Below are 25714 nucleotides of genomic sequence, written 5' to 3' on the forward strand. Positions count from 1 at the left end.
GTAACCAAGGATAACGCCAGCACCACCGCAGAACTTGCTGCGCCCATGGTGTCCGGAGACCGATTTTCAAAATCTGCTTGCTATTCGCTGCCAGCTCGGCATCATCACCCTGCTCAATCGACTGATTGAATCCATCGACTGAACCGCTCTGGTTTCTGGAAAAGCTGCCGCAGAACTATCTGGCGCCCACGCTACCTCGATCATCGCATCAAGGTAGGGCCTCCTCGGTCGTCGGGTCTCAACTCTCGCTGCCCACTCCGGGGTCGGCCAGAACAGGCCCTCCTCCGATCAGATCTCCGAACAACGCCTTACTCATGCGTGCGTGGTGGGCAATCGCGCTTGGAACGTCCCCGTCGAGGAACGACACCGCCTCAGCTTGGAGGGCCGCCGCCAGTGCCCGGCCCTTCATAGCCTCGTCTTCTCGCGCACGAGCCCTCTCCTCACTCTCCGTCGTCCGCCGGCTCAGCTCATTGGTTCGCCTCTCCAGCGTTGCCAGGGTGATGAGGCTTCCAACCAGCACGAACACAACCCCTTGCACGGCGGCGAAAGGAGCCTGCAGCCTTTCCGAAGCGAACGGCGATTCGATCGCGGCGAAGGAGATGGTCGCCACGAGTGTGCCCAACCACGCGACAAGCAGCGAACCCGCGACAAGTCGGCCGTATACCTCCCACCGGCTACGGAGCACGCGCGCATATTCATCTGAATTGTTGGAGGCGTTGGTCACGGTGGCTCCTCGGAAGTCGTGGGACGAACGGCGATCGTGAAGTGGGCGATCGAGCAAGACATGGTGGATACGCCAGGCCTTCAGCCTGTTTCGATACCTGACACGAGTGAGGATGAAGATCAGGGCCCAGCTCGCTCTGGTGCGCCAACTACTCCGCACCAAGCTGGTGGGCCTTCGGGGTGACGTTGGCGTCGTAACGGTGTCTGAAACGGGATCGCTTCTTGTCGAGAGCCGACTGTAGGAAGTCGCTAGGCTCGCCAAAGCTGCACCATGCGGGCCTACCGAATCGAAGTTGAGGGTTCCGGAGCGATTGTTTCCTGCGAGCCTGAAGGCGAGGCGTACACCGAGATCGAGCCCAAAGGCCATGACCGGCGGAGCCAGGGAGCCCGCACGGGCTAGTAGCTCCGCGGCTTTGCCGCTGTCGCCCGTCGAAGAGGCCGACTCCGCGGCAAGGATTACGCCATCCGAGCCTAGGAATCGCACGGCAACGGTTCTGCGACACCAGGCCTCAAGGCCCAATGAATCGCCACTCAGCGCAAAGGCGTAGCCAACGAGCAGTTGCGCGAAGGACGGCTCGGCCCAGCGGATGATTCGCTCATCCGCCAGAGCGCGGGCGAGGGCGCGTGCCATAACCCCCGCGATCTGGTGTTCCCCAACGCTGAGATACGACATTAAGAGGCGGGATGCCATCTCGTAGGGCGCCATTGCCGGCCTGGGCCCCCAGGCGTTCTGAGCATTCAGGTCAATGATGGCGGCCTCGTCGGCAGCGATGAGCGGAATGGCCATCGCACGTTGTGGAATCGTTCTGCTGGCCATCACAAGCTTCAACGGCGAGGACCACTCCTGACCAGGAGCAATCTGGACAAGGTCACCCAAGCGCTCGAAGGTTAGTTCGCGGCTCTCCGGCAGTGGCATCGCTGCGTCGGACCAGCGCGCCACATTGAAGGCTAGCGTGCTGCTCGCACTTTTGTTGGGGACCGTTGCTGTCTGATCGATGGCCGAGAGCGCGACCAGGTCGGCGCTTTCCGGGATGTCGATAATGCCGTCGCCGATGGCCATCAGCTCGAACCTAGGCGAACGACCGCGGGGAACGACGACGGTGACCGCCACTGGACCCTTGGGAACCTCCACCAGTTCTTCCGGGGCGACCACCAGTCGCCTCCCACCCGCATCCACACACAGTGGGAGGGCGCTAGACAGGGCCCGGTGCCGTCCCTTGGGCCATCGGAAGGCAACCCGAACACGGTCAACGGGATCGGGTACAACGCGAAACGGCCGGTGCGTCATCCCACTACCTGCCAACTGCGTGATCCTTCCACGCGCAGTGTTTGTCCTTTAAACCCCGTCGCACCGGCGCCAGCAACAAATGCAAAGTACTCGCCAGCCTCAAGGTCGGTGGAGTACTCGTCGGGCGCGTTCGGCTCCTCACGGAGAACCGCGCCCTGCCCATCTTGGATCACGAGACTGACCGGGAGGTCTCGGCCTTCGTGCAGCCCTTTCAGGACCACGGTGTAGGACGGCGGCGGCTGTGGCAGAGTGAGCGCGCGGGCCGGCCCTCTGTTGCCAGTAACGGATGGTTCATAACCTCTTGGATCGCCCTTGAGCGCCTCGAGCAACTCCATCAAGCGCGTCGGTAGGGCCTCCTTCAGGCGGCTTGTCGTTATCCCGTAGTTGTTATCGACGATCTCCCCGGCAGTAAGCAGAAGCGCGTCGTCGCCTGTGTGCTCTCGGAAGTCGCCAAGAAGCCCGCGGGACAGCAGCGTCCCGCCGAGTCCGATGGCATAGGTCGACGTACCCACCCTGGCAGCGTTGATGTAAACAACCGAATCTCTTTTCTTGAGCCCTTCCCGTGGACCCGGCTGCGGAAACGGCTTCATATAGAGTCCGCCTATCGAAGCCATTTCCGAGATTTCATTCGGCGGCAGAGCACAGCAGTCATATACGTAAATGTTATCTTTGGCTCTGCACCCTGCCATACCCTCGTCCACACTTATAAGGTTCAGACTTCCTTGATATTCGCTACCCCACAGCATTGCGTCACTCAAGAAGAGCGTGTTGATTCCTCGCGATAAAGCAACCCCATGGCCGGCGACGTAGAGTATAGCGAGATTCTTCTCGTTCTGGTGACAGTCATCACCCCAGGCCTCCAAGGCCAAGCTAACTTCCAGCGTGCTCGCACCCCCTGAGCTCAATGAGCCCAGCTCTGCATCCTCGTCCTCCAGTGATGAAAGGAGGAGGCGCACGGTCCCCAGCGACCGACCTTCGGGGTCGTGGAATTCGTCAATGAGGTACTTGGCGAACCGGATGGCGGCCCGCGCCGCGCCGGGGAGATTAGAAAATGGCTTCTTCCTAGAATCCCGTGGCTCAATGTATCGGCCAACGCCGATGACCAGGGCATGAATTCTCGGCATGTCGACCGGGCAGTCGTGATAGGCCAGGATGGTCTCGTCGTGGCCGCACCCACTCATGGTCTAGGACCGTTGGCTTCGTATGGTCGACTTCAGCATTTCTCCACTGCCTCCAGCTTGACGATACCCACAACAGAGATCGTGCTCACCGTGCCGTCCACGACCCGTAGCCGGAGTTGCCCGTCCTGCTTTGGCGCGAGGAGCAGCCCGCACCGTGTGGAGTCGTCGCCGAGGGTAACCATGAACGTCGGCTCGACTGCTTTCGCCGGCGTGAGCGACGCCACGCTTGCACATGCTGCCAGCAAGACGATGCTGACGATCGCTGCGATAACGCCGTCGCGCAGACGTGCCGCGGCTGTCGAGATACGGTCCTGACGATTGTCATACCAGTTGAGCAACTGCTCGTCGGTCTTGACCGTCGTCTTCTTTGGCCAGCCGTACGCGGCGAGATATGAGCTGGCGATGGCGATCACAGCGGCCAGGATGGCCAAGAGTGCAAGGCCCAACACGACGTTCTTTTCTCCATCCGGCAAGTCCCGGATAGTCGTGCCGCCAGTCACCGTGCCCGCGATGCCGAACAATGCAAGGACCGATGCGACTCCGGCCACCCATTTCTCCGCCGCGCCGCGGAGCCGGGTTTCCTCGCCGTCCGCCGCGTTTTGAAACGCCTCGGCGGCGGTGACAACCTTCGCATCCCCCTGCGGGGTTACAGCCGGATCGGTAGGCGGACTATGGAACGTTGCGAACCAGAACGCGCCACACGATGACTTCGTCTGCTCGCCATCGACATGCGCGCGACCGCAGCCGCACTCCACCCGCCGTGTCACAGACTGTGGCACATTCTCGGCCGACATCTCGACCAGCGTCGTCTGCCAACTGGTGTTCATCGTGTCGTGGCAGCGAGGACATGGGCCGGTCGCGATCTTATCGCCCCAGACCAGCGACCATCCTTTCAACTGCTCGACTGTCGGGTGGATTCGAGCGTGCGCGTATGGGCTTGCAGGCTCCGGCATGTTGCGAGTCTCACTTCTTCAGGTAGCGCCATCGACGAGTAGGTGTCCGATCAGAGGATCTGGCCCCGACGTACTTACTCGTCGTCTTCCGCAGCCGTCAGACTGGCCGGCGCCTTGGCAGCCGGAACTTGGGGCTTCCGCCAACGGAGCCCCAACTCCTACCTTCTCGAGCGGGAGATGCAAGGTCCCGCGGAGGCTTTCGCCTACCACGGCGACGGCCTGGCTGTAGGCGAACCCTGTGGCGGCCCCATCCCACTGCAACAGCCCTGGCAGTCTCGCCCCATATCTCGAGCTGTTCGTATGTCTCGCTCTTCGGGCACGAAACCCAGAACGCCCGGCCCGTTCCGCACTACCTGGTACGACCCATAGGCCGTGTAATTGCGATACCCGTCTGTCTTCCTCCGCGGCCACTCGCTTCCCCCCACAGGAATCGGCGCGATGACGAGCACCTGGCTCGTCGACTATTTACGCACTATGCACCGATTACGCTGCGTTGCCAAGAGCCTGACAGCAGAAAGTGACGCCAGCAGGCACAGGGCACACCTGGTTGCGTGGCTGCTCGACGGCGACGGATGCCCGCACATCCCGTTTCGGACCGGGTTCGGTCGCGGCCGGCGATCCGTTGTCGAAGATCTTCGACGGGATCGGCCAGCCGGCGGCGCTGGCGAAGGAGATGCAGTTCAGTGACGAGGAATTACCGAGGTAACGACAGTAGCCTGAGGCCAGCACCCATATTAGGGACGACGGTCAGGCTCATCAGGGCCAGGAGCACTATCGGCCTCCGGATCTTCTTCGCTCCTGGCCTTTTCAATAAGCTCGCTAATGCCCTCAGGGCTTCCGTCACTTCTGTGGCCGCGCGATCGAGCGCGGCGAATAACTCCCTTGATAGAGGATCTGATGGAATCAGCAATCACAGTGGAAGTTACCGCGACGCCGACTTCGACAATAATATCAACAACTTCAGTTAAGCCGAATCCTCTCCCCTCATCGCTCGGCCGGAACTCCAGCCGAAGATCATCCGCCTCGAAAACGTGAGTCGACCGCACAAGGTCAAGCAGTTCACCAGTACTGTCAACCTCTATCTGAACCACAAAAACCACCCTTGCCATTCACTATTCTCCCTTCATGTCTCTAAGCTCTGGATGCTCAAGGTGCAGTGACACCATCGCAGCCATAAGCTGCTTTATGAAATCGTCTCGGTCAGGGATGGACATATCCTCTTTCAACTCTGAGAAATGTGAATACACCCCCGCCTTGCCCAGATCCTTGAGGCGATACTTCATCCGCTCAAAGAGCGCCATTGAGTAAGATTCGAATGAACTTGGAAATGCAGTCATTGCGTTGGATTCGACCCACGACGCAGAGAGAGGAGAGCCTATCCGCTCCAAGACGGCCATCTGATCCCAGTCGACACCATGCCGCCAGTCCGAGATTGAACCGTACAGCAGATGGCCTATCAGCCTCTCGAGCGCCATGACACGGAAGAGTAGACTAATGGACAGAAGGACCCACCCTGGACCTTCGGGCTCATCTTTCAATGCTTCTCTAGCAAAGTCGTCGCAGCGGCCTTCGATCTCAGCAGCACTCAGGCCATCTTCAGGAATTACGATGTGCCCCAACTCATGTGCGATCATGAATTCGAGCTGGAGGTTCGTTATACGATTGGCTATACGAAAAGTTCGCTCATCCCTGGGGCGAGGTGCCCCAAGTGCCGAAACGTTACAATCAAAGAATAGACTGAAGAGATAGCCCAAGATGGAGTCAGAGAGTTTATCCAGAGCGGCGTTCGGTCCTCTTGTCACGAATGCCGCAACCGCCTCCTTATCACCATCATCAAGGCGCTCTTCAAGATTCATAGCCCATTGCACGACGTTGCTGAAAATGATGTTGGTCGTCATTAGGTAGTGACGCATCACTAGTGATATATGAATTTCAAATTTGGAAGGTATGGACCATGCGTAGAACCTATGCTCCAGGCCAAGTATCACCTTTACGCTGGAGAGCTGCGGATGCTCCCCGGATAGCGACCCGACCAGTTTCTCCAGGTAAATTCGACTCCAATGACGCACTGGCGTTGAAACCGGCAATCCTTCAGCTGAGTACTTGACTGCGTGCATGAGGCTGATGCGACGCCAGTCTCGCTGGAAATTGTCAAACACATCCGCAGGGACTAGTTCAGTAAATATGGTCGATGATCGCAAGATTGCGAATATGGAGCATACACGCAAAACATCTAGATCTGTCCGCGGCAGTACTCCCAGGAGCGTAGGAGGGTATGGGACGGGCGCGTCAGCGACGGACATCCAAAAGGAATCAACGTCGAAGAAGATGCCCGCGCGGTTGTCCGGCTCCATGACTCTGACGCTACATGATCGCGAGTCCGTTCAGTAGAGCCAAAGTGCAATCGAATCTCACTCAGTTGAAGGAGATCTGGCAGAGCCAGTTCTTGTAAGGGCGACCGGATGACTCAAAAATCTCTCTCACTACTACCTTGCGAACCCGATTAACCACGGCCCGAGTGTCGGCTATCAGATGTTATCGGCATCGATAGACGGTTGCGTACCCACTGAGGTCTATCCGGACCGACCCCGACAAAATAGTAGTGCCGCACGGGACCACCCGAGCCGCCAGGCCGGTGATGCTGGACGCCAGTCGAGACAGTAATACTGATAGAACTGTCGATGATTCATGAGTTGATGTCCACACGAGATGTCGGTGCGACACACAGAGCAATTGCACACACCACCCCGCTTAGTTGACACTGCGACCACCTACACAGTTAGCCCAGTCCGTGGGCTTCTCGCCAAATTCTGCGTGCGCTTCGGAGTTCTTCGTTCTCTGGCGCCCAAATCTCCTCGAATACGCTGTCAACATCCTTGCAGGCTAAAAGGTACTCCGCCATTTCAACCGGCGGTTCGGGTAAGAGATCACGGCGCAGATGCGCATGGAGCACAGCCCGCCCGTAGCGCACGACGCGCCTCGTAATGACTTCCGTCGACTCGTAGTGCGCATACGGCGCATTCGACTCATGACCGAGCTGGTCCGCTACTTGAAGGACCTGATGAACCTCTCTCATCCGCTCGCGGGCATGCTTGCCCATCAGCTCCAAGTTGGCCTCAAGCTGAGCGAGCGCTCCGTAGATGCGTCGGAACGTGTCGTCGTGCTCAAGATAGGGGGCTGGTGATCGGCTCCTATACCAGTGAATCGGCACCTCCCGATCGAGAATGGCCAAAGCTTCCAGGCAGCGCTCGGCTCCCGTATCCGCCTGCGCCAGGCCGGTGTCATGCTTGGCGAGGTGGCGCTTCACTAGTCCGCCGCTGACCAGGCTGATGAGCTCGTACACCGGTTTCGCCGCCAGGCCGGCCAACGCCGCCAGGATGAGCCACAAGCCGTTCAAGAAGTCCACTCAAGAAGGTTGCCACCGATCAGATCCGCCTCCGCCCATCCGAGGGGGCGTGTCGACCCCTATCCCGAACTAGCTACTCAGCCGACGTCGGCCGCCAGTCTGAAGACGCGCCGGGTGCTCAGGTCGGAGCTGCAATCACCAGGAAGCGCGTCGCCCACGCGACCCGAGGTTCGGTGACCCTGAGTTATTGTCCCGGCGAGCCGCAGACGCTACGGTGCGTTATCAGCTTGGGACACATTGCCAAACACGTGGGGGGACTACGTGATAGCCAATGAGCCTTTCGTCAATATTACCGGCACCGCTCAGATGTACTCACAGATCGCAGGTGTGCTGGCAGGCTTTGCCTTTACCGCACTCCTCGGCTTCTTGCGAAACGGCGCTAGCGAAGAAGACCCAGACGGCGGCGTAACTGCGAACTATACGCTTAGGTCGGTTGCGGTTGTCCTCTTCAGCACTATCACAGCACTCATAATAAGTGCGATTCTATATGGAATCTTGGCTGGCGGACAGCCGGCCTCAGGGACCGCATTCTCGACTGTTTTCATCGATGGTCCAGCTTTCAGCTTAGCCATTCTCGGCATGTTTTACGCGATAGGCCTGGCTGCGTCCCCGTACTCTCACATGGATGCAATGCTTGCAGCCGTAAGGATATTAATGGGAGTAGTCGGGCCGGCAGTATCCATGCTGTTGATTTCAACAGCAGTGCTGGACATCTACCACTTCAAGTGCAAGTTTACCCAGCTGCACAATACATGCAACGACGGAGCCCAGTTTTTGCCTACCCGCCCGTATGGTCTCGGAGTATGGCTGACCTTTTTTGGGATAGTGGGTTCGATCATGCTGTGTGTTTACTTCAGAAATCCGCCTTCCAAGAGGCCACCGGAGATCCCGGCTGTAATCTCTTGCATAGTCTTCAGCACCTCCGTTGCAGCAGTGCTCGGAGTCGTGGCAATGACTTCTGCGCCAGCAGAGTATGTATTGCCAGACTGGCTGCTTCGGGCCGCACTCGTTGTTGTGTTCATCCTTGTCTACACCATTTCGATCCTAACCATGTGGAGTTGTCACCCGCCCACGCCCGCGGGCGTCAAGCCGTCGCCATCCGTACTAGTGGATACCGTCGAGGAAGACGCTTCATCGAGACAAGGTGAAGGCGTAAGCAGGAGCGAAATCGCTTCGCGCTACGGCAGCTACTTGACAAGTCACTACCTTGATCTGCATGTCACAGTCGTCAGCGTGGCGCTCGGGGTTGCCGGACTTGCCGCCGCCAGTTTGCTCGCAGGCACAGCGGATCTCCACGGCTGGGCCTTCGTCTACTGGATGATGTGGCTGGCGAGCCTCTTGGCTGTGGCAACAGCCTATGCCGGGACGATGACCGGGGCCATCGGTCTGCCGGCCAGGATCCCGTCCATGTCAGACCTACTCATTCCTCTGCTGATGGCCGTCGTCGAGGTTTTGATGTTCGGGGTACTCGTCTCCCAGATCATCGGATTCGATTCGCGGCGCTCAGTCATCGTCGCTTGGTTCTTCCTCCTCAGCATCTTCGGACTCATCGCGGTAGCCGCCATACTGCGCGCAAATAGCTACTTCCACCCGAGCGCGTATGCATTTGACATCGTCGACACGGTCATTGCTTACCGGCGCCGACTCAGGTTAGACGCAACTGGAGCTAGCGTCGTCACCGCGCTCGGTATCGCTGGCGGACTGGTGAACCTTCTTCGGTCAGATGTCTCGATGGTGGCCTCTGCAGTGCTCGCCAGTATTGTCGTGGGCGGCTTGGTCGCCGCTCTCATTGGACACAATCAGACGGCACAGCTGTGGAGAAGGACCCTGGCTGCTCCTCCGTCCCGTAGCTCACCAAGCTGACAGGGTCGAGGAGTGGCGGATCTTGGCTTCACAACCAAGAAGTTCAAGGCATCCAAGCCGAGGAGGTACCTCTCCAGATCAGCCGAGCGCGGCTGATTCACGGCGCAATTTCGCGTGCCCAGCTCAGCAACCTTTGCGTACATCGCGCGCCAATAGACTCGACCGCTCAACGGAGCCGTCGGTGGATCCCACGATGACGACCTTGTTCATGCCAGCCGCGTACCTATCGTATGGGAGGCCCTCCTGTTCGAGCCTCGGTCGATCGGTTTGCTCCGAATCGTTCAAATCAAACCAACACCCGCCGAAGCGCTGCTTTCGTTCAGCGCTTTACGAACGAACCCGCTGTCCGGCCGATGCTTGCTCGGATCGACGTCGAGCTCGCCGGACCTTTGGCGAGGAGGAGCCATACACTCATTGGGTAATCAGGTCGAGTGCATATATCCATAGCTCCGTGCGAGTGGCGACCGATCCGGTCCATCACTGCACAAAACTAGTTGGCCTGCTCAGCATCTTGAAGAACAAGCGTCTGTCGGCAACAGAGGCGCTGGGCATGAACGACCTGGCAGAGGTGCGGTCGGGCTGGCGGCGGATCAGGAAAGGACGGAATCGTAGGAGCCTGTCATGGCCACGCCTAGAAGGTGCAAGCCGACGACGAAGGCAATGCTGACCCTACGAGACTGCGGCCCTCGTGGGCGATCAGCCTCGCGCCACACTTGTGGAGGCCTACAATGACGCGGGTGGTCTGAGGTCTCCTCCGCCTGACATCGTCGATTGACAGGCCGCCACAGCAGACCGACGCAGAGGTGCCTCGCGACTGATCGAGATATGCATGGCTGCCTAAGCCGCAGCCCGCAGGTCAGCCCTGCTCAGGGTCAGCTGACCTCTCTTGCTCGGACGCAGCGGGCTCGTCGGTAGAACTCTCGTCGGCCTCTGCATTTTCGTCCGGAGCGAGGCAGTAGCGAATCCTTCGATCAGGGTTAGCCACTGTCCAGAAGGTTCGTCCATCGACCTCAACCTTGCGAAGAACCTCGGCGTTCTCGATCTCGATGAACACCTTTCCGAGCTCGACACGTTGATGCCCGACCATGACTGAGAACGGTGTTCCGATGACAATGTCGCCGTCGGTCAACTCTATCCCCGGTGTTTCAACAATTATGTCCTGCCCGTCCGGATAGGTGGCAGTTGGCATCTGGCCATCGAACAAAGCGGCAGCGAACCGCCAGTAGTTGAGCTGGCCAACCGTCTCGGTGTCGAGGTCAGGAAACGTGATGATGCTCGACGAATGCGTTTGCAGCCTAGCTAGGAGTGTCGCGATTTTATACATCCGCTGGATGTGATCGCGGACGGTCTCGTCGTCGAGAAGCCCGAAGTTTTTGTCCGTGATGCCCTTAGCCGGAGGGGTGTGCCTGACACTCATCCGCCCAACGTTCGGAGCATGGCAGTGAAGGACAAAATCCAGCGCCTTTGCTACGGCAGCAACTGGCAGCCCGATCACATCGCCGAAACTGAGCTTCCGGGAGCCGGATCGGTCCGCCAGCTTGTAGCGATCCTCCAAGATGAAGACACGGTTCTCCTCCTCAAGGACGACCCGGACACCATCGACGCCTTGAGATCGTTCGACTCGGTTGAGGTTGACTGCCGCAAGCACCTCGCCTGCAGGATTCATCATTTCCACGTAGATCTCGGGGTTGTCGCCAAGATCGTTCAGCACTCCGCTGATTCGAATAGTGGCATCTTTAAGCGGACCACCCAGACCGCCCGGTGCGTCGATCTCCCCGTTGAACGCGCCGGCTGGACTGGTGAACGGGGTGCCGTAGCTGACCATGTCTTGATGAGCCGCCGCGGCATCACTCTCCGACTTAAGGGTCAGCTCCCCATCGATAGTGATGGGCCGCTCATCAGTGGACACCGCGCAGCGCGCGATGACGTCTACGATGACCCAGTCGCCGCTGGCGCGGTCCCCCGTCACGAAGGACATCACGAGATTCGGTCGGCCGCCCGCAGCCGGCAGCGCATCCCGGCCGAAGCGATGCTCGTACCGGTAGTGCGGGTCGTGATCCAGCGTTTGCAGCGCTTTCTGGACCCGCCTGTTGACCGTTGGTACGTCTAGACCATCGGGAAGGCTGTCCGCGGCGAAGATCGCGGCAACCTGTTGGTAGGCCTGCTCGATCTTGCCGCGCCCACCATGGAGGTAGCAATCGACGACGTCGGCATACTTGGCGGCGTACTGGTCCACCGTCGCTAGGCCGTCCCAGATCGCCGTCACCCCGAAGTCCTTGCCGAGGTCGTGGAGCCAGTTCTCGGCCTCCGGCGAGGGATCCCACGGGGTGACTAGATGCCACTCGTCGACGTGGAGATCCTTCCAACGGGGATCCTTCTTGACCTTGCCATCATCCGAATCCGGACCCTTCAACCGTCTGAGGGACTTCTCCACCTCGGTCTTCTGTCCTGAGGTCAGCGGGACCGCGTAGCTCTTGACCTGATAAACAACGTCGAGCCCGGTGCCGTCGACATCACGTTCGAGGATGTCGATACCTCCATCCCCGACCGATGGAGTGATACGAGTCGAACGGGGCCGCTCGCGGTTGATGAACATAGCGACAACGGCCTCAACGTCGTTGCCTTCGTACCGGGTCCATTCGATGCGCGTCATACAGATCTCCTCGCGGCTTTGGGCCGATCCTCGTCGTGGTAGATGCGCCTGCATGTCCCAGGCTTGGCTTCCCGAATCTCACCGCGTCTCAATGTCCTTCCATGACGCGCTGTTCAACCAGCCTCGTGAATCGCGTTCCTACAGATCGATGTCGACGAGTAAAGACCTGCGCTGGTCGGGACCTACTTCGCAGGCTGCTCAGGATCCTTGACCGGACGCGGAGGCGTCTGGCTTGCCGAAGTGTCCCTGCCGGTTCTGTCCGGAACGATGCCTGCGCGACGATCGAAATCTAGCTCCAAGGCCGGTCTTAGCGAGGCCGCAAGATTGCTGCCGACAACTGCATCCAGGCATCGGAGAGCCGCATTTAGTAGGTACCTATGCTCAACCGTGAATAGGTGGTCAAAGGCTGGCTGCGTGTGAGCCGAGCCGCCCAGCAACCCCTCGAACAGCGCCAGTTCGGCTGTCTGCAAGAGCTCTCTTGCGACGGCCGGATTGGCGCGAAGGCGCTCGCCAAGATCTACATAGCGGTCAAGCCAAGGAGGTGGATCCGTCACAAGTTGACGAAGACTTATGGGAGGCACGTCCTGCCTACCTGAACCTGACCTTGCGTAGCTCTGGTGGACTCGCTCAACGATCAAGTTGAGCACTTCATCCGCCTTCTCTAGGACCCCGAGGACATGTGCGTTGTCGGGGCTGCCGACCGTCATTGTCAGTTGGGTCCGAGCGCGCAGATCCGCGCTTGAAACTTCGTCGAGTGTTCCCGCGTCTTGGATGGCGGCGATTAGTAACGTCATCAACGCATGTGAAGCAATCACCATGCCTGCAGGCTGCGGCAAGACCCCGCCAGCAGCAAGGGCAGTCCGGAGGGCGCCCAATGACGAAAGGCATCTGGCCGAGTCCGAGCGGACCGCGTCGTACCTAAGAAATGCCACCAACTCAGATGGGATGTGACTCAGACCTTTGAGCTGGGAGTCCGTGCGCGTCTCAGCAAGGGCGCAGATCTCGCCGTCCACATGCGCGAATCGTTGCGGAATCCAGCCATGGCCTTCTTCGCGCGCCCTGAGAGTTTCGACGTCGAGAATACGCAGGCCGAGCTCCGCGGCGACATGACGACCTCGACGGGAGACGGTCTGTCTGACAAGCACGGCTCGCTCAGCACCGACGAATCGTTGAAGACCTGCGAGCCAGAGCAGCCGATCTGGCTCACCAGATTGCCCTCTGCCGCTCTTGCACTCAAGGATCGAACGCGATACCCGCAGTCGACCATCAATGTCGATCGCTAGGACGTCGATGTCGGTCAGGATCGCGCGGCCAGCTTCCGCGTCCACTCTGACTGGAACGCGAAGGCGCGCGAGTGCCCCCTCCGCAAACTCGAGCCGCGCGACACGGCGCTCAAGGTCTGCTCCATCGCTCGTTGTCTGAGCGGTTGGCCGCGGCGGAGATGAACGCCGGCGCCGCGACGAAGCACCATGGCCGACCCCTCGCTCATCGGCAGTAGTGCGTTGGCTAGCGCTGATGCCGACTTCCTGTTCGATTTCCAAACCTCCGAGCTCAGGCTGATCGAAGTTCTCGCCGCCATCCATCAAAATGACCTTTTGGCTGTCACATCACGCAGCGCATCAATGAGGCGCTGCGCGGTTACATCATCGGTCGTCGCCTCGCTCGCCATGCGAGCCCGCTCTCTCTCGATATGTGAGTACGAGCGCTGGTCACCGATTGACGCCAGGCTACCTGGGTTGGTCGTTCGGCTCGCACCCCGTGAATCGAGGATTTCGAGCGCGGCCTCTGCGACGTCGGACTGTAGAAGACGCATCCGGTAGCCGCCCCACGTCCCGTGCGGAACAACCTCAATCGTGCCTGCAGTTTCGAGCATGGGGTAGTCGGTTGCTATCTGCGGAACGTTGCCGGCCTCCCCATCCCTGATAAGCGTGTAGAGGAACCCACCAGGGCTGTGCAGCTTCCAGCTCGCAAACGTGGCCGCATAAATCATGCTTCCTACGAGTTGGCGAACATGGCCGGACGGATCGCCAGATGCGACACCGAACGCGTCACGGCCAAGGTGGGGCGTGAAGAGGAAACGCTGCTCGTCTCCACTAGACGTCTGAACCACAGATCGCTGCACAAGGCCTTGCGATACCGCGAAATCGACCCACCGAGGTTCCGTCGACTTGACATGCGCCTCAGGCAGCCCCGGAGCTTCGGCAACCTCCTCAATCAGAGCGCCAACCTCGACGTTTGCCCGGGCATCCTCGGCCTTCAGTGCCGCTCGGGCGACATCCCCATCGCCGACCCAAATATTGGGATTGAAGAGAACAGTTCTTCCGTCGTCACCATTTACCTGACGAAGGAGCTGCACAGAGACGAGATGCCGAACAGCCTCCCTAGCTGCTTCTTCACCGAACTCCACCGACACGGCCTGGAGCGCGGTCGAATACTCCAGCGGCTGCACGGTCGTGGCCCGAAGCAACAGCAGAGCAGCGCGCTGTAGCGGCGTGGCCATGACGATGTCCAGCATCCGGCTTGCAGCGTCGATCAGCTCTGCAGGCGGTGGTATCAACGCTTCGATGCTGACCAGGGTGCCGTCGGCATCTCGCCGACCCTCCACCCATCCCAGCTGCTCCAACGTTGGCAGGATCTCGCGGTCCAGTTGGCGGGGCCCGATCTTGGCTTCGATGGCGATCGCTGCCAGCTTCACCGCCGACGAAACCTGGCTACTGCGGAGGCGCCAGGCCAACTCGTATACCTGACCCCCGAACTGGAGCGATTCCAAGGCCGCGTGCGCGGGCGACACTCCGTAAGCCGACAGATGACGGGAAAGTCCAAGTAACAACTCCGCGTCGTGAAGCACCTTCATTCCTCCCAAACACATCCAGCGGCAGCGAGTACCGCTGCCGCTTCCCCTTGCCGCAAACCTACAGGTGATCTGCGCCACAGCTTGTCCGACAGGCCGCAGCTGCCACCACGAGCTGCGCTCCGGCAGACGCATAGCCCGGCGCGTGCCGCGTGTCGGCTTGGTTCGCGGAAATATGTCTGCTTTTATCTCCTCATCTGAGGTCGGGAAAGCCGACATTTAAGGGGTGTCTACGTGGTTGACTTTGCTTCTGAGGCGCAGCAGCGACGGATGCAGGAGATCTTCGGGTTCAGGGGCGACCTGATCCGTGATCAGGTGATCGCGCGGGCAGCGGCCTTCAGTCGTAGCTATGTGGACGGGCTGTATCCGCCCTCGGCCCCAGGGAGCGTGCGATGGATCCATACCGTTGCCTCGCTTCGTGAGGCGCTGGCGTCGTTGGGTTATGAGCCGAGCGAGCAGGGTCAACTCTCCCGCACGATTCACAGCGACAGGCGCATCGCGATCCTGCCGTCGACGGGTAGCCCGGCTACCGGAGTCCCGTTCTATGTTGCTGGCAAGCACCCGAGTACGAAGTGGCCGAAAGGCGAGCGGACGGCGGAGGCCGTCCGGCAGAACTCGCAGCCTTCATTGTTCGGCGACGACGTCCCGGAAGATGACGACGAGCTTGGCGGCATCAAGTTGGAGACATGGATGCTGCTTCAGTACGCGACCGAAGATGAGGTCCGTGCTGAGCTGTCCTTGCCTGCCGACATCGATGATCGAGGCTTCATTAGGAAGTGGAGCGTTCGGCTGATCCTGCCGCCGTTTGCCAACGATGGTGGACCGGTTGATCACTACGACGATGGCGAAGGCGAGGACCCGATCGACGTGCCCGTTGAGCCGAAGTAAACGACCGAGCAGGTGCTTGATACCGTGCCAGCCGTGCAGCTCAACCCATCGCGACTGCGGCTTGCCCGTCAGCGCCGTGGCCTGTCTGCGGCCGCTCTTGGGCAGGCCATTGACGTGAGCCCGCGGACAATCGCGCGTTGGGAGGATGGAAGGTCCGACCCTCTGCCGGCAAACCTGGAAGCCCTGAGCCAGGAGCTCGAGGTGCCGCTGTCGTTCTTCATGGCTCAGGACGCCGAGTTTGTTCCGGTTGAAGCAGTGAGTTTCAGGGCCCTAAGCAAGATGACTGCCCGGCAACGTGATTCGGCTACTGCGGCTGGCGCCATCGCACTTGAACTTGCGCGGTGGATCGAGGAGCGTTTCACCCTGCCAGCGGCGGACATCCCCACGCTGGAAGGTCAGGATCCGGAGCAAGCGGCGGCGATCGTTCGGGAGCGATGGGGACTCGGACAGACGCCGATCAGCAACATGGTTCACCTCCTAGAGATGCACGGTGTTCGGGTCTTCTCGCTGGCCAGTGATGTCGCCAGCGTCGACGCGTATAGCTTTCGGACAAACGGCGTACCGTTCGTCATCCTGAACACAGGTAAGACCGGAGAGCGGCGCCGGTTCGATGCTGCGCATGAGCTCGGACACCTGGTCATGCACTGTGGTGATGAGGTACCGCACGGGAAGGAAGCCGAGCAAGTAGCGCAAAAGTTCGCGGCGGCATTTCTTATGCCCAGGCGGCCAGTGCTAGCGTCAGGTCTGCGTAACGCTGGTATCGATCAGATTCTCATTGCCAAGCGCCACTGGAAGGTTGCCGCAATGGCGCTGACTCATCGGCTGGCCGAGTTGGATCTCTTGACTGAGTGGGGCTATCGCGACACGTGCGTTCGCCTGACGCAGATGGGGTATCGGCGAGGAGAGCTGTCAGGCGCTATCGTCCCGGAGACTTCGCAAGTCTTGGCGAAGGTCTTCAAGGCCCTGCGAGAACAAGGCATTGGACCAACCGAGATTGCTGACAAAATCAACGTTCTGCCCGAGGAGCTTCGACGTCATGTCTTTGGGTTGACGCCGATCGCAGTCGACGGTGACAAACATGGCGGTCCATCCCCAGAGGGGCGCAGGCTACGGGTCCTCTCCAGTCCAAAGTCGTGATAGGACCGGAGCAAGTCCGAGAGCCAGGATGCGCGACCCGACGTCGGCGCTTTGCCTCGACATACTAGTCCTAATGAGCCTCGTGCTCCGCGCTCCATTCGAAGTCAACGTCGAGCATCTTGAGTAGAGCTGTCACGTGCATGAGCGACAGAGTCGCATTGATCCGCGTGTACTGGCGGCGCGAGACTCCGTGGGCGGTGGCATGGCGGCTGTATCTGGTCGGGATCGCCTCTCCAGCACTCGGAGAGTACTGACCGTGAGCCACCCAGATCGGTCCGAGAACCATAGCGATTCGAAAACCATGATCTTCGAAATCAAACTTGGTCTTCTGACTGACGATGACGCCACGATAGGCAGGATCAAATTCCTTCCGCAATATCGTATCCATCAGATTCGCGCTAAGTGCCTGACTGGCGGAAATATTGTTACTCAGCAGCGCCGCGGACGCTTCCTTTGCGAAACCCACATGTTCAGCAAGCCTCTTCTCGCCAACTCCATCGAGCACCTCCGCACAGGCTTCCGCGATAGTTCGCCAGTTGCGCCCAATCACTGCGCGCCTGTCGGCCGGAGAAGATGCCTCTAGGACGCGCTCAAGGATCCCCACCGGAGGAACCCAAGCCAGCGGTAGTCCTTCATCGATCAGCAGCGCCTTCATCATCGAATAGTGATGAACGTCGACACCACGCCAGTTGAGGGGAAGCTGTCGTTCAACAACCTTCTTGAATTCTTCTAGTATCCGAGCAAAATCCTCAGATACTAGAAACTCCCCCAGGGCGCGGACCGCCGGCCGCAGGAACTCAGCCGCACGGTTCATCATCGATGCGACCGCAAGCATCGTGGATCGATAGCCGTTCGCGAGGTTAGCAGAGCTGCTCAGGAGAAGTTTCGCGTATTGAGCCTCTGGAGGATTCGAACCGGCTGCGCCGCTCTCAACGGTACCCAAGGCGTATATGCCCGGCTCCAACGGCGGTACGGCATCCGAACTGTCATCCGGAGGTGACATCTTCACTATGATTCTCGTTTCTCACCCGGACCGCCAAATCGGCAACTTAGGAGGCGGGTTCCATATTTGGCCTATCAATCGGTAGCTTCAGAGTTGCGATATGCAGCGAAGGAAGACCCATGCGACCTGTGATGTCAGCCACGAACGCCCGAGCGTATGGATGCAGCGCAAGCCTGCCGGTTGTCTCCCCGAAAGAATCCAACTCATCATTACTGAACTTATTTGGCTCTGAACCGGGCGCTTCAACAGAGAAGTTGGCAGCAAGCTTAAAGTTGAGGAACAAGACTTCCTCACCCGGAGGTTCTCCAGAGTCATCCGGCGTCGCATTATCATCCAACGCGAAAACCTTCAGCTTATACGTACCATCAATAATCAGCACCGATGTGTCCGGGATCATCTGAACCTGAATGGTCCCATCGAAAGAGTAAGTGAGATCACTCGACGGAACGAGGCCCAGGTTCGACTGCACACTGAACAATCGAACATCCTGTAGATCAGCGCACGAATTTACCCGCGCCGCGCGGATCCAAGCACTATTAGAATCGATCATGGACTTTACGATGCTAAGTCGAAGTTGCCGGATACACATCTCTTAGGCTTCGGATTCCACGACAGCGCGCGCGGACTCGGCTCGCCCTGACAGAGTTCATGACCGACGGTGACATTCCCCGGCCGATACACGTCCTGGCGGACGCCAGCATCAGAGTTGTAGCGGATCTCCCACCAGAAGTGGGCGTCCACCGCACGTGCGTACCGCTGGATCGTTGAGATTCGAGGGTCGCTGCCCTCCGTCTCAAACCCGGACACACTTGGCTGCTTTACCCCCATGCGACTCGCGAGCTGCTTCTGAGTCAGACTAAGCCTGTGCCGAGCTCGGATCAGAGCATCGACAAGAGCGTTGCGCGACTGCGCATCCTCGAACGAGGCGCGGGCTTCGGGATCTTCCAGAACTCGGGCGAGGAAGTTGTAAAACTGGGCTTGAGGCTGGTCGTGGTTCATGGAGCGACTCCTGGCGGCGGGGTTAGATGCGTGTGACCTCACCTATCGGTTACGACCGATACTATAGGTAGCTTGTCAATTGGCAAGGTTGTCTCACGCTGGGCGGTTGTCAAGAGTTGGTCACGGCCCTCGATACGAGCGCATACGCTCGCGCGCGCGATCGAGATCCTGCTTCTTCGTCTTTCGCTGGTTCTTGTAGAAGCAGGTGAGCCCGACGCACACGCGGCCGTCGACCGAGAACAGGATTCTGTAGTGGTTGTTCTTCTCGCGGTAGCGCAGCTCTCGGATGCCGTCGCCGAGGTCATCGAGATCCTTGTATCGCGTCGCCCCCGTCAGGAAGCGCTTGATGCGATCCGCCAGCTCACCCTGAACCTTAGGTGGTAGAGCGAAGAACTCTTCCTCAGCTCGACACCGCCGGCCATCCTGGTTTGGCCACCAAACCCAGTCGTCGTAACACATCGCCGGAGTCTGGTTGTCGCCAGCGCCCTGAGCGGGCTGCTGCTTGGACCGCTTTCCCTTACCTGCCACTGATTGATCCTCGGGACTACACGCTGGGGGCTTGCGCTTGGTTGCTGCGAGGGGCCGATCGAGAGCCTCCTCCACCGAAGACCCGGACCAACTTTGTAGCGGCGTAGGAACGCCGGAGCCCAGGCGGTTGGACTCCGGCGCTTTCAGCGATCAGCCGCGACCGCTGCCGTTCTTCGTCGGATCGACGTTCTCCCACTGCGTCCCCTTACGAGGACCCGGCGGAAGACGGTGCCCCTTCGGCACCGTCACCTCGTTCCCTCCGCCCTTCGGCCGGTACTGGCCCGAGGTCGGAGCCGGGGTTCCCGGCGTGAGCTTCTTCGCCACGTGAATCACCTCCAGTCCGGGACTGGAGACCAAGCCCGAGAGCGCTGGCGGACCGCCCACCAGTCACGTACTCTGTAGGATCTTGAAGTTGCGCTGCCAACGCGAACAAGACCCCGGCCTGGACTCAACCCCAGAGAACCGGGGTCTTTCCGCGTCCGAGGGCCACCTTACAGCATCGTCATTGGCTGTATCCGATACACGCCGCCGTCCTGTGGATAACTTTACTCTCGACCTCGACCACGCGCCGGACCCACCAGGCCCGCTTCCCGGTGAGCCCGGGAGGACAGGGCGGGACAGCGCGCCGGTCAATTGCGCTGGTCACAGCACTTTGATGTCCGATTTCAGTCACCAACACCTCAAAACAGTCACCGGGACGCGCCGCTACAGAGGTGTACTGGCGGCGATCCGCTCAGTAACGTAGAGGTAACGATCGTGCAGATGCACGTGCAGATGTACCGTGCGCGGTCGGGTGCCACATCGTCGTCCGCCCTCACGCGGAACGGAGCTTGGAGAACGTCCATGTCCCGCAGTCGCAACCCTGTCAGCCGCAAGCGTGCGCCAATCCCGGTCCTGGTGATCGTCATCCTTCTATTGAGGACCGCCGTGTTCGTGTCGCTCGTCGGCTTGGCCGGTGTGATGCTCATACAGGGTGTAGAGCTGTCCGTAGTCGCAAGTTCGATCGCCTTGCTTGCCGCCACCGCGGCAGCAGCCGCCACGACGATCACCCGCAACACCACTCACACTGCAATCGAGCGGTGACCCAGTGGCCGAGACACAACCGATTGGCGATAGCCCAGGACCACGCTCGTACCTGCCGGCGTTCGCCGAGCTGCTGAAAGCTGTACGGGAGGAGTCCGGCCTGACGCTGCGGCAGTTGGGCCGGATGGTTGGATTCCACCACACGCACATGGCTCGGGTGGCGTCCGACAAGAAGATGCCCACGTGGGAGCTAGTCCGTGTCTACCTGACGGGCTGTGGAGCGGGCGGCGATGGACTCGTCGCGTGGTTTGACCTGTGGAGCACCGTCCGAGGTGCAGAGAAGCAGCTTAGAAAGGCACCACACGACCCCACGGACCAGTGGTACTGGGAGCTTGCGGAAAAGCACTGGCAGGAGGGTCTGTTGGCGATCCGCAAGCCAGACGCCCTACTGAGCCGACTTCGCCAGGTGACGACGCCAGCGGAGTTCGCCGTTGCCCTCGCTGCATTCACGTATCGAACCGGCCACGACTCCGTTCGCCGACTAGAAGGTATCGCCGGAGTCTCGAAAACGACGTGGCATGCCTGGCTTACCGGTAAACGGCGGCCGAACCCAGACCAACTCCACGACCTGCTGGCAGAACTCGAGGCAACATCTGCTGAACAGGACGAGTTTGTGGAGGCTCTACTACGAATCACGAAGACCATCTGTGGACGTCTCCACGGACTAACGGGCAAGCGTTGTTCCCGTGGTGAGTTCCATCGGGGTCCCCATCGCAGCCCGACCGGCGTGGAGTGGCTTGAGGATGGTGTGTTGGACGGCCTGCAGGTCTCCGGCCGATGGTTCAGCAAAGGATTGACGGTGTCGACAGGACCCCACTACTAACAGTCGACACCGGCTGCGTTCACATCGTCATGTTCAGCTCGGGTCCGGGTACGTCTGCGAGGTCGCTTGCCTGACTCAGGCTGTGCCAAGGACATAGGGTCGTGATGTGCGTATGCCTGAGTCATCTTCAGAAAGCCCGCAGACCGGTTCGGAGGGAGCGTGGGAGGTGCGCAGCGTCACGCCGCTCTATGACAGCAAGTGGGTGAAGCTCGCTCACGCCGACGTCGTGCTGCCGTCTGGTGAGCACAACCCACGCCACCATGTCGTGACGATGCCACCGGCAGCTATGGCAGTGCTGCTCAACCCTGACCACACAGCTGTCTTGATGAGCTGGCGTCACCGCTTCGTCTCCGACGTCTGGAACTGGGAACTGCCCGGCGGCCTCGTCGACGAGGGCGAAGAGCCCGCCGAGACGATTGCCCGCGAACTCATCGAGGAGACCGGATATCAGGCTGGTTCCATCGAGCATCTGGTGAGCTTCGAGCCGATGATTGGCATGGTCACCTCACCGCACCACGTCTACCTGGCGACAGATGCACAACACGTCGGTGACCCAACCGAACTCAACGAAGGCCGCTTTCAGTGGGTGCTACTCGCGCAGATCCCAGCCTTGGTCGCCAAAGGTGACATCCGCAACTCCGGCACCCTGGTCGGCCTGCTGCACTATCTAGCCTTGAACGGCGGCCCGGAGAGCGCGTAGCCGGTTCTGCTGGCGACGTGAGCCGTACTGGTCAGCCATGCTGGTGGCTGTCCGAAGGTGCTCCGCTGCCTCCGTGGCCTGCCCAGCAACTTGGTAGGCGTGGGCCAGGTCGACATGGAGGCCAGTAGCCGCTCGCACTGAATCGCCGGCGTTGGCAAGGGCAGCGGTCAGATCCTGGATTGCCTCGGGTCGGCCGAGCCGCGCGAAGCAGTGCCCACGCCAGCGCGCCAGGTGCCCCTCATCGAGCATCAGGAAAGGCAGCTCAGTCGCACCGTCGCCATCGAGTCGAGATTGTGCCCAGTCGAGCTGGCGTTCGGCGTGCCCGCGATCCCCAGTTGCTGCAGCGGCTTCGGCCTCAGCGGCTGCCAGCCAGCTCAGCAGCAGCCGTGGCGCTTTCGTGCCGAGTTCGGCTCGGGCTGACTGGATGAGGTTGAGCGCGAGGTGATTCTGGTGTGCGTCAAGCAAGACGTTGGCGCTCTGCGCCGTGACATGCGCCCAAACCACAGCATTGGCCGATTCACGGCCAGCGGTACGCGCAGTCTCATGGAGCTGCCAGGCTCGGCGCGTCTCCCCCTGATCAAGCGCCTGCCATCCGGCCAGGCCGGCGGCAGCTGCCAATGCAGCTGCTAGCTCCGCCCGCTGACCACCCACCCCGCGATCAAGTACCTCTTGCATCTGCCGAACATGGAGCTCAGTTTGCTGAGCCAGCGCAGTCGTGCCGAGCCGACGATCAAGCAAACGCAGACTTTGCGTCTGCGACTCGAACAACGCCACCAGCTCTCCGTCGATGTGGGGCGAGGTGTCCGTCTGCCGGAGCGTCGCGACGCGCTCGGTTCCGTCGTCAGGCACAAAGCCGAGCGCCTCATACGGCGTTCGGTAGATCGCTGCGAACGCCCGCCGGTAGGCCTCGACCCCGACCGCTCGCTCACCGCTCTCCCAGTAGGCGAACATTCGCTTCAGCGACGCACCAGTCGGTGAGTGTTCTCCCAGGTCATGCACCGCCGCCGCAAACCGGCGCATCGCCTCAGCTTGTGTCAGGGCAGCGTTGAGACGAGCTTGACGCAGTGGTGCGTCCACCTCCACTGCCTCGTCCCCCGTCACGTGATCCCTCCAGACGTCCTATTGCTCGAGCCGGTAGAAGATCTTCCCGTCCTTCGGCTCGACGCCAAAGGTCTTGTAGAACGCCTGCGCGCCCGGGTTGTCGCGATCAGTCGTCCATTCGACGCGACTGCAGTCGTGCTGTCGGGCCACGCCGAAAAGCGCTTCCATCAGGGAACGTCCGACACCGCGCCGCTGCTGCCCCTCCGAGACATAGAGCTCCTTGAGGTACAGCGACCTCGTCAGGCCGGCGGCCGGCCAGAGGAACGAGTATGCGGCGAAGCCAACCGCGGTGTCCTCCTCGACGGCGAGCAGCGCCGTTGCGGCTGGTGTGTCGCCGAACAGCGCATCGCGAAGCTGCCGACGGCGTAACTCAACTGACTCGAAGTCGGTCGAGCCGTAGAAGCGGTCCATCTCCTCAGTTAGCTGCAACAGCTGTTCAACGTCGGCGGCTGTGGCTAGGCGGACCGCAATCACTGATGGTCTTCCTCTCGGGTTGGTCGAACAAGATCGTGCAGCTCGCGCACGACGGGTAAGTGCCGCTGCTTGGCGGTCATCTCACCAATGACTTCGCGAGCGCGCCCGTCAATAATGCCGCGTCGCTGCTCGTCGTCGAGCCCTAGGAGCGTGCCAGCGATTTCCTGGGCAGATGCCGTTATATCGCCGCCAGCGACGAAGCAGGCCGCGCGATCGAGGCGCGTCATCGCACGGTCGGTGTAATCGCCAGGGGCGCAGAGGGTGAGGGCTCGTTCCTGCGCTGCGAACGCAGCGGGCAGCTCGCGCAGTCTCGTATAGGCGCTGCCAGCGTGGAAGGCAAGTTGGGCTTCGTTGTAGCCAAATGCCGATGGCACCAACGCTTCGCCGCTCAGGTGCGAGACGAACTCTTCGGCCCGTCCAAGTGCACTCCTGGTGGCCTGCTTATCTCCGATGACTGCATAAGCACGCGCTTCCAGTGCCGCGGCCAGCGGTGCGCCGACCCCACCAGGACCGCTGGAGGCCTCCTGTGCTTGCGTGGCAACCGTTATCGCCTCCGACAGGTCGTTGCTGTAGAAGTGACCGTAGGCTTCCTGGGCGAGCATCCACGATTGTGTCGACGGATCGCCAGCTTCCGCGGAGGCCACTCGAGCGGTTCGCGCCCAGCGGCGGAATGCTGTGCGGTTGTCTAGTTTGACGAGGGTCAGCAGCATCAGGCCGGACATCTGTGCTCCTACCCGTACAAGCCGGCGCCTGCCGATCGCCGATCGGGTCCCCGTCAGCGTGGTCTGCAACTGGCCCAGGTCGTCGCTCAGGTCGGCGAGCAGTAGCGCTGCGGGCCGATCACGCGTGGCGCGACCGTAGCGCTCAACAAGCTGCTCCCAGTCGTCGACCACCAACTCGCTCGACGTGTTAACCCTCAGCGCGCGATCCAGGTCGCGTCGGAGGGCTTCTAGGTCAGACGGTACTGACCGCTCTGCCACGTCTGACGACGCCGTCTCGAATCCCAGAACCTCGGCCGACTGACCATAGATCGCGACGAACGCCCGGCGATAGACGGGCACGCTGACGGACCGTTGCCCGCTTTCCCAGTAGGCGAACATCCGTTTCAGGGAAGCACCGGTTGGGCTCTGTTCGCCCTGTTCGAGCACCGCCGCCTCGAAGCGTCGCATGGCCGCAGCCTGGGTCCATCCCCGCTGACGACGAGCACGCACGAGAGGTGACTCATGTCCGAGCCCGTCACCTTGCGGAGTCACCTCTAGTCACCTCCCGTCACCTTCTGTACCGGTGTTGCTCTCGGTCAGCCTAAGTGGTGTGCCAAACAAAGTCGCCCGAAAGGCGCAGATCAGCAGAGGGGGAGGCAACGAAATGACCGCTCTCTTCATCCTCGTCGCTGTCCTCTACGTCGTCATTCTCCGGGATATCGCTCGGGAGGTGCGCGGCGAATGACCACGCTCACGGAGATGCCTCTGCCAACCGACCGCTGCGTCCGCGTCTGGTTCGGTGAACACGTCATCGCGGAATACACCGATGAGCCAGAGGCCGCTCTGAGGTACCAGGCGGCGATGACCCGGCGCTTCGCCAGCCTCCGCGTGACTATCGAGCCGACGGTGCGAGATGTTGACGCGACATGAACGTCCGGCGCCTGCGTTCCTGGTGCGCCCGGTGCTGGCAGCGGCTCAACGACGCCTTCCGACGGTGGCGGGACGAGTGAGTCCACATGACGAGGACTTCACTCGCCCGCTCCTCCTCGGATATGTCCGACGCGATCTGCTCGTCACTGACGGACAGGTCGGCGAGCTGGAACGCCAGATGACGAAGTTCGCTCAGAAGGAAGGTTTCTCGATGGGATTCACCTACGTCGAGAAGCCGGGAACGCAACCGGCAGCGTTTGAAGCCCTATTCGAATCAGTCAAGCGCTACGAGGTAACCGCGGTGGTGCTGCCGAGCCTGCTGCACTTCGCCGTGCTCGGAGCGTCGCACGACATTCGGGACAGCTTCGAGCGAGCGACTGGCGCTCGTGTTCTTGTTCTGGATTCCCCATGATCTGGCGGAACCGGTGC

Annotated in this window: 25 protein-coding genes; 8 read left to right on the plus strand and 17 right to left on the minus strand. The window is 60.6% G+C overall.

Features of this window, described 5'->3' with window-relative positions:
* Positions 1–238: 238 nt before the first annotated feature.
* The 6 genes from DIZ26_RS01420 to DIZ26_RS01445 form a co-directional block, all read right to left on the minus strand.
* Positions 239–1783: a hypothetical protein gene (locus DIZ26_RS01420; protein ID WP_157979529.1), complete on the minus strand. Its 1545-nt coding sequence runs from the start codon at positions 1781–1783 to the stop codon at positions 239–241.
* Positions 1784–2007: 224 nt separating this feature from the next.
* A complete protein-coding gene (locus DIZ26_RS01425; protein ID WP_112236832.1) occupies positions 2008–3192 on the minus strand; it encodes a hypothetical protein in 1185 nt (394 codons plus the stop codon).
* A 32-nt stretch (positions 3193–3224) separates the two neighbouring features.
* Complete coding sequence (locus tag DIZ26_RS01430) at positions 3225–4145, minus strand: hypothetical protein (RefSeq protein ID WP_157979530.1); 921 nt, start codon at positions 4143–4145, stop codon at positions 3225–3227.
* A gap of 734 nt (positions 4146–4879) precedes the next feature.
* Positions 4880–5254, minus strand: coding sequence for a hypothetical protein (locus tag DIZ26_RS37270; protein ID WP_157979531.1), 375 nt, complete (start codon positions 5252–5254; stop codon positions 4880–4882).
* A 3-nt stretch (positions 5255–5257) separates the two neighbouring features.
* Positions 5258–6499, minus strand: a complete 1242-nt coding sequence (locus DIZ26_RS37275) for an ImmA/IrrE family metallo-endopeptidase (protein ID WP_198675824.1) — start codon at positions 6497–6499, stop codon at positions 5258–5260.
* A 425-nt stretch (positions 6500–6924) separates the two neighbouring features.
* A complete protein-coding gene (locus DIZ26_RS01445) occupies positions 6925–7551 on the minus strand; it encodes a hypothetical protein (protein ID WP_112236840.1) in 627 nt (208 codons plus the stop codon).
* A 261-nt stretch (positions 7552–7812) separates the two neighbouring features.
* On the opposite strand from DIZ26_RS01445, the gene DIZ26_RS01450 reads away from it, so the two are divergent.
* Positions 7813–9414, plus strand: coding sequence for a hypothetical protein (locus DIZ26_RS01450; RefSeq protein WP_157979533.1), 1602 nt, complete (start codon positions 7813–7815; stop codon positions 9412–9414).
* An 856-nt stretch (positions 9415–10270) separates the two neighbouring features.
* Here DIZ26_RS01450 and DIZ26_RS01455 read toward each other — a convergent pair.
* The 3 genes from DIZ26_RS01455 to DIZ26_RS37715 all read right to left on the minus strand — a co-directional run bounded on the left by DIZ26_RS01455 (position 10271) and on the right by DIZ26_RS37715 (position 14762).
* Positions 10271–12067, minus strand: a complete 1797-nt coding sequence (locus DIZ26_RS01455; RefSeq protein ID WP_112236844.1) for a hypothetical protein — start codon at positions 12065–12067, stop codon at positions 10271–10273.
* A 182-nt stretch (positions 12068–12249) separates the two neighbouring features.
* Positions 12250–13650: a hypothetical protein gene (locus tag DIZ26_RS37280; RefSeq protein WP_157979534.1), complete on the minus strand. Its 1401-nt coding sequence runs from the start codon at positions 13648–13650 to the stop codon at positions 12250–12252.
* Positions 13650–14762, minus strand: a complete 1113-nt coding sequence (locus DIZ26_RS37715; RefSeq protein WP_198675825.1) for a hypothetical protein — start codon at positions 14760–14762, stop codon at positions 13650–13652. Before DIZ26_RS37715 ends, DIZ26_RS37280 begins: the two co-directional genes overlap by 1 nt.
* A gap of 426 nt (positions 14763–15188) precedes the next feature.
* On the opposite strand from DIZ26_RS37715, the gene DIZ26_RS01480 reads away from it, so the two are divergent.
* Together DIZ26_RS01480 and DIZ26_RS01485 are read left to right on the plus strand one after the other, a co-directional pair.
* Entirely contained in the window at positions 15189–15806 is a 618-nt protein-coding gene (locus DIZ26_RS01480) for a hypothetical protein (RefSeq protein WP_112236852.1), read from the plus strand.
* Positions 15807–15839: 33 nt separating this feature from the next.
* Positions 15840–16943, plus strand: a complete 1104-nt coding sequence (locus DIZ26_RS01485; RefSeq protein WP_198675826.1) for a helix-turn-helix domain-containing protein — start codon at positions 15840–15842, stop codon at positions 16941–16943.
* Positions 16944–17013: 70 nt separating this feature from the next.
* Here DIZ26_RS01485 and DIZ26_RS01490 read toward each other — a convergent pair whose 3' ends face one another.
* The 5 genes from DIZ26_RS01490 to DIZ26_RS37720 all read right to left on the minus strand — a co-directional run bounded on the left by DIZ26_RS01490 (position 17014) and on the right by DIZ26_RS37720 (position 19797).
* Entirely contained in the window at positions 17014–17952 is a 939-nt protein-coding gene (locus DIZ26_RS01490; protein WP_157979536.1) for a hypothetical protein, read from the minus strand.
* 40 nt (positions 17953–17992) lie between these two features.
* On the minus strand, positions 17993–18496 hold the full coding sequence (locus DIZ26_RS37285; protein WP_157979537.1) for a hypothetical protein: 504 nt from the start codon (positions 18494–18496) through the stop codon (positions 17993–17995).
* A gap of 5 nt (positions 18497–18501) precedes the next feature.
* The gene (locus tag DIZ26_RS01495) at positions 18502–18945 is read right to left on the minus strand and encodes a helix-turn-helix domain-containing protein (protein WP_112236856.1); all 444 of its coding nucleotides are present in this window, start codon (positions 18943–18945) and stop codon (positions 18502–18504) included.
* A gap of 120 nt (positions 18946–19065) precedes the next feature.
* Positions 19066–19473, minus strand: a complete 408-nt coding sequence (locus DIZ26_RS01500) for a type II toxin-antitoxin system RelE/ParE family toxin (protein WP_112236858.1) — start codon at positions 19471–19473, stop codon at positions 19066–19068.
* Positions 19474–19623: 150 nt separating this feature from the next.
* On the minus strand, positions 19624–19797 hold the full coding sequence (locus tag DIZ26_RS37720; RefSeq protein ID WP_198675827.1) for a hypothetical protein: 174 nt from the start codon (positions 19795–19797) through the stop codon (positions 19624–19626).
* A gap of 519 nt (positions 19798–20316) precedes the next feature.
* On the opposite strand from DIZ26_RS37720, the gene DIZ26_RS37290 reads away from it, so the two are divergent.
* The 3 genes from DIZ26_RS37290 (at position 20317) to DIZ26_RS01510 (ending at position 22079) form a co-directional block, all read left to right on the plus strand.
* A complete protein-coding gene (locus DIZ26_RS37290; RefSeq protein ID WP_157979538.1) occupies positions 20317–20556 on the plus strand; it encodes a hypothetical protein in 240 nt (79 codons plus the stop codon).
* A 4-nt stretch (positions 20557–20560) separates the two neighbouring features.
* Positions 20561–21379: a helix-turn-helix domain-containing protein gene (locus DIZ26_RS01505; RefSeq protein ID WP_157979539.1), complete on the plus strand. Its 819-nt coding sequence runs from the start codon at positions 20561–20563 to the stop codon at positions 21377–21379.
* A gap of 166 nt (positions 21380–21545) precedes the next feature.
* Positions 21546–22079 (plus strand): NUDIX hydrolase, encoded by a 534-nt coding sequence (locus DIZ26_RS01510; RefSeq protein ID WP_198675828.1) that lies wholly within the window; start codon positions 21546–21548, stop codon positions 22077–22079.
* On the opposite strand, the gene DIZ26_RS01515 is transcribed toward DIZ26_RS01510, so the two are convergent.
* Genes DIZ26_RS01515 through DIZ26_RS01525 form a run of 3 tightly spaced genes read right to left on the minus strand, consistent with a single transcriptional unit; the run spans position 22047 to position 24823 of the window.
* On the minus strand, positions 22047–23180 hold the full coding sequence (locus DIZ26_RS01515) for a hypothetical protein (RefSeq protein ID WP_198675829.1): 1134 nt from the start codon (positions 23178–23180) through the stop codon (positions 22047–22049). The two genes, DIZ26_RS01510 and DIZ26_RS01515, sit on opposite strands and share 33 nt — an antisense overlap.
* Positions 23181–23198: 18 nt before the next feature.
* Complete coding sequence (locus DIZ26_RS01520) at positions 23199–23654, minus strand: GNAT family N-acetyltransferase (protein WP_198675830.1); 456 nt, start codon at positions 23652–23654, stop codon at positions 23199–23201.
* Positions 23651–24823 (minus strand): XRE family transcriptional regulator, encoded by a 1173-nt coding sequence (locus DIZ26_RS01525; RefSeq protein ID WP_112236867.1) that lies wholly within the window; start codon positions 24821–24823, stop codon positions 23651–23653. Before DIZ26_RS01525 ends, DIZ26_RS01520 begins: the two co-directional genes overlap by 4 nt.
* Positions 24824–25096: 273 nt before the next feature.
* On the opposite strand from DIZ26_RS01525, the gene DIZ26_RS01530 reads away from it, so the two are divergent.
* Both DIZ26_RS01530 and DIZ26_RS01535 read left to right on the plus strand, forming a co-directional pair.
* Positions 25097–25285 (plus strand): hypothetical protein, encoded by a 189-nt coding sequence (locus DIZ26_RS01530; RefSeq protein ID WP_112236869.1) that lies wholly within the window; start codon positions 25097–25099, stop codon positions 25283–25285.
* Positions 25286–25361: 76 nt separating this feature from the next.
* Entirely contained in the window at positions 25362–25697 is a 336-nt protein-coding gene (locus DIZ26_RS01535) for a hypothetical protein (RefSeq protein ID WP_232828080.1), read from the plus strand.
* Positions 25698–25714 lie beyond the last annotated feature (17 nt).

The sequence above is a fragment of the Kribbella monticola genome, from assembly GCF_003261635.1.
Taxonomy (GTDB): Bacteria; Actinomycetota; Actinomycetes; order Propionibacteriales; family Kribbellaceae; genus Kribbella; species Kribbella monticola.